Consider the following 4,183-nt stretch of genomic DNA (forward strand, 5'->3'; position numbering starts at 1 on the left):
CGGGGTGGGGGCTTTGTGACGGGGGTGTGGCGCCAGGGGACGGGGGTGGTCGGCCGGCTCGAAGTGGTCGGGGCGGTCGGTCGGTTTCCTCATGTTCCAACCGAGGGACGGTAACGGCGTTTCCGTACATGTTCGGCCGTTGTTCACCCGATCGTGTCGGGTGACCGCGAACCCGAGGCGTCGGAGGCCCGTCCGTCTGCCCGTACCAACGGAAGGGCACCCCGGGCCGAAGCCCGAGGTGCCCGTCAGCACACCCTATATATAAGGAGCGGTGGCTCAGCCGCGCAACTTGTTGCGGCTGCGCTCGCGACCGCGCTGGTTGGCGTCCAGGATCACCTTGCGCACCCGCACGACCTCGGGCGCGACCTCGACGCACTCGTCGGGGGCGCAGAACTCCAGCGCCTCCTCCAGCGACAGCCGGCGCGGCCGGGCCAGGGTCTCCATCACGTCGGCGGTCGACGTGCGCATGTTCGTCAGCTTCTTCTCGCGGCAGACGTTGACGTCCAGGTCCTCCGCGCGCGGGTTCTCACCGACGACCATGCCCTCGTAGGCCTCGGCGCCCGGCTCGACGAAGAACGTGCCGCGGTCGGCCAGCTGGATCATCGCGTACGCGGTGATCTGGCCGGACCGGTCAGCGACCAGCGAACCGTTGTGCCTGGTCCGGATCTCGCCGGCCCACGGGCCGTAGCCCTCGGACACGGCGTTCGCGATGCCGGTGCCGCGCGTCTCGGTGAGGAACTCGGTGCGGAAGCCGATGAGGCCGCGCGACGGCACGACGTACTCCAGCTTGATCCGCCCGCTGCCGTGGCCGGACATGTTCTCCATCCGGCCCTTGCGGTTGGCGAGCAGCTGGGTGATGGCGCCGAGGTGCTCCTCCGGCGCGTCCACGGTCAGCCGCTCGAACGGCTCGTGCAGCTTGCCGTCGATGGTCTTGGTGACCACCTGCGGCTTGCCGACGGTCAGCTCGAAGCCCTCGCGCTTCATCTGCTCGACCAGGATGGCCAGCGCCAGCTCACCGCGGCCCTGCACCTCCCAGGTGTCGGGGCGCTCGGTGGGCAGCACGCGGACCGACACGTTGCCGACCAGCTCCGAGTCGAGCCGGGCCTTGAGCACGCGCGCGGTCAGCTTGGTGCCGCCGCCGCGACCGGCCAGGGGCGAGGTGTTGACGCCGATCGTCATCGAGATCGCGGGCTCGTCGACGGTGATCCGCGGCAGCGGCTCGGGGTTGTCGACGTCGGCCAGCGTGTCACCGATGGTGATCTCCGGGATGCCGGCGATGGCGACCAGGTCACCCGCCCGCGCCTGCTCGGCGGGCACGCGGTCCAGCGCCTCGGTGATGAGCAGCTCGGTGATCCGGACCTTCTGGACCGAACCGTCCTCGCGGCACCACGCCACGGTCTCGCCCTTGCGGATGCGACCGGCCTCGATGCGGCACAGCGCGATGCGGCCGAGGAACGACGACGCGTCGAGGTTGGTGACCAGCGCGCGCAGCGGCGCGTCCGCGTCGCCCCGCGGGGCCGGGATGTGCTTGAACAGGACCTCGAACAGGACGTCGAGGTTCTCCTCGTCGGGCAGGCCGCCGTCCTCGGGCTGGTTCAGCGACGCCCGGCCGGCACGCGCGGAGGCGTAGACGACGGGCAGGTCGAGGACCGAGTCGTCGGCGCCGACCTCGGTGGCGAGGTCGAGCAGCAGGTCGTGGGCCTCGTCGACGACCTCGGAGATGCGGGCGTCGGGGCGGTCGACCTTGTTCACCACCAGGATCACCGGCAGGCCGGCGGCCAGGGTCTTGCGCAGCACGAACCGGGTCTGCGGCAGCGGCCCCTCGGACGCGTCGACCAGCAGCACGACGCCGTCGACCATGGAGAGGCCGCGTTCGACCTCACCGCCGAAGTCGGCGTGGCCGGGGGTGTCGACCACGTTGATGGTGACCGGTCCGTCGGGGGTGTGGCGGCGGACCGCGGTGTTCTTCGCGAGGATCGTGATGCCCTTCTCGCGCTCCAGCTCGCCCGAGTCCATGACCCGGTCGACGAGCTCGGCTCGCTCGGAGAAGGCGCCGGACTGGCGGAGCATGGCGTCGACGAGAGTGGTCTTGCCGTGGTCAACGTGCGCGACGATCGCGACGTTGCGCAGGTCGTTGCGGACCAGCGTTTCCTGGATCGACGCGGTGGCCGTGGGCACGCGGAACTCCTAGAGCTGTCAGTGCGAGGAAAGCCAGGCGCCGGACATGGATCGCGCGCAGCCTGACTACAGCTTACCGGTCGGAGTGCCCTTACCACACACGGACGGCAGGTGAGGTCAGCCTCACCTAGTCTGAGGACACCCGGATGAGTGGAGCACGCCGCGTGGGCAAGGTCAAGGTGAAGAAGAAGTGCTGCCGGTCGACCCCGAGGTGCAAGAGCTGTCCGGTGGTGGCGTTGCTCAAGGCGAAGAAGAAGGCGGCGAAGAAGGCCGCCAAGCAGGAGCGCAAGGAGCTGAAGGCCCTCAAAGAGCGCAAGAAGGAACAAAAGAAGGCCGCGTGACGGAGGCCGTGTGACGTCATCTGCCGCCGGTGACGCGGTGTGACGGTCCTTCCACGGACGTGGGGCACCCGCCGCCCGGCCACGTGCCGGGTGGACGTGGGGCCGTTCGGCGGCTAGCCCATCGCCGCTTCGTTGACCCGCGCCAGCTCGGGCGCCGTCCGGGTGGCCTGGAACTCGACCACCTGGTACTTCGCCAGCTTGCGGATCGCGAACGGGTCGGTGGCCAGCAGCGCGTCCAGCTTCCCGCGCGGCATCGGCCGGGCGATGATCACACCGCCCACGCGGGGCACCTGGCGGCCCGAGGCCAGGAAGTACCCGGCCTCGTACTGCCTGCTCAGCCACTCCACGTGGTCCGGGAGGGTGTAGTCGACCTCGTCCAGCGGCGCGGTGTACTCCAGCAGCACGACGTACATAGAAGAAATGTAGACCCGCGACACACCGGGGTAACACGCTAGAATCGCGGCTATGCGCACTTTTTACCCGTTCTGGTGGTCCGCCTTCAGGCGGCCCTGAGAACTGCGCGTCAGACGAACGCAGGCCGCCCGCCGGGGCGGCCTGCGTGCTTTCGGGGGCCACGTCGAGCGGGCACACCCCGAAGGGATCACCATGATCAGGCTGTCCGCGATCACCCCGTCCGGCCCCGTCCAGCTGGGCAACTACCTCGGCGCGATCCGGCGGTGGGCCGCCGAGGGCACCGAGGAGGACGTCTACTTCATCAGCGACCTGCACGCGATGACGTCCTCGCACAACCCGTCACGGCTGCGGTCGCTGACCCGGGAGCAGTTGGCGGTGCTCATCGCCGCCGGCGTCGACCCGAGGTCGGTGGCGGTGCAGTCCGACCTGGTCCGCGAGCTGGGCGCGCTGACGTGGGTGCTGGAGTGCACCTGCACGTACGGCGAGGCCGCGCGGATGATCCAGTTCAAGGAGAAGTCGGCGGGCCGGTCGTCGGTCCGGTTGAGCCTGCTCACCTACCCGGTGCTGATGGCGGCCGACATCCTGCTGCAGGGCGCGCACGAGGTGCCGGTGGGTGACGACCAGCGGCAGCACGTGGAGCTGGCGCGCGTGCTGGCGCGGCGGTTTAACGGCACGTACGGCGAGGTGTTCGTGATGCCCCGGTCGGTGGTGCCGCCGACCGCCGCGCGGGTCCGCGACCTGGCCGATCCGTCCCGGAAGATGGCGAAGACGGCGAAGGACGCGGCGGGCACGGTGTTCGTGCTCGACCCGCCCGACCTGGTGCGGCGCAAGATCCGGCGTGCGGTGACCGACGACCGGGGCGAGCTGCGCTACGCGCCGGAGGAGCAGCCGGGGGTGGCGAACCTGCTGGAGATCCTGGCGGCGTGCTCGGGGAAGGACCCGGAGGAGCTGGCGGGTTCGGTGAAGGACTACGCGGAGTTGAAGGAGGTCACGGCCGAGGCGGTGGTCGAGGAGCTGCGGCCGGTGCGCGAGGTGACGCAGCGGTTGTTGGACGACCCGGCCGAGCTGGACCGGGCGCGGGCGCACGGCGCGGAGCGGTCCCGTGAGCGCTGCCGCCACCGCCTCGACGCGGCTCTCCGCATGTCCGGTCTGGGCTGAACCGCCTTCCCCACCCCGAGAGTCCTACGTCCACGTCGCGAGAGTCCTACGTTCGTCACCCCCGACTTGTAAGCTCGCGCCTCAAGCGGGTA

General features: G+C 70.2%; 4 protein-coding genes. 2 read left to right on the forward strand and 2 right to left on the reverse strand.

Annotated elements, in window-relative coordinates; all coding sequences use genetic code 11:
* Positions 1-276 precede the first annotated feature (276 nt).
* Positions 277-2,178, reverse strand: a complete 1,902-nt coding sequence (gene typA / locus AB0G02_RS30295) for a translational GTPase TypA (RefSeq protein ID WP_360800678.1) — start codon at positions 2,176-2,178, stop codon at positions 277-279.
* Positions 2,179-2,324: 146 nt separating this feature from the next.
* On the opposite strand from typA, the gene AB0G02_RS30300 reads away from it, so the two are divergent.
* Positions 2,325-2,519, forward strand: coding sequence for a hypothetical protein (locus AB0G02_RS30300; RefSeq protein WP_360800681.1), 195 nt, complete (start codon positions 2,325-2,327; stop codon positions 2,517-2,519).
* 113 nt (positions 2,520-2,632) lie between these two features.
* Here the strand turns inward: AB0G02_RS30300 and AB0G02_RS30305 are convergent, their stop codons facing one another.
* Positions 2,633-2,932, reverse strand: a complete 300-nt coding sequence (locus tag AB0G02_RS30305) for a YciI family protein (protein WP_360800683.1) — start codon at positions 2,930-2,932, stop codon at positions 2,633-2,635.
* 193 nt (positions 2,933-3,125) lie between these two features.
* Here AB0G02_RS30305 and trpS point away from each other — a divergent pair, with 193 nt between their 5' ends.
* The gene (trpS, locus tag AB0G02_RS30310; RefSeq protein ID WP_360800686.1) at positions 3,126-4,091 is read left to right on the forward strand and encodes a tryptophan--tRNA ligase; all 966 of its coding nucleotides are present in this window, start codon (positions 3,126-3,128) and stop codon (positions 4,089-4,091) included.
* Positions 4,092-4,183: the final 92 nt, after the last annotated feature.

It is taken from the genome of Actinosynnema sp. NPDC023658 (assembly GCF_040639995.1).
In the GTDB taxonomy this organism is placed as follows: Bacteria; Actinomycetota; Actinomycetes; order Mycobacteriales; family Pseudonocardiaceae; genus Actinosynnema.

Coding starts and splice junctions, on each gene's coding strand:
- trpS (WP_360800686.1), top strand. CDS start 3,126: ATGATCAGGCTGTCCGCGATCACCCCGTCCGGCCCCGTCCAGCTGGGC.
- AB0G02_RS30305 (WP_360800683.1), bottom strand. CDS start 2,932: ATGTACGTCGTGCTGCTGGAGTACACCGCGCCGCTGGACGAGGTCGAC.
- AB0G02_RS30300 (WP_360800681.1), top strand. CDS start 2,325: ATGAGTGGAGCACGCCGCGTGGGCAAGGTCAAGGTGAAGAAGAAGTGC.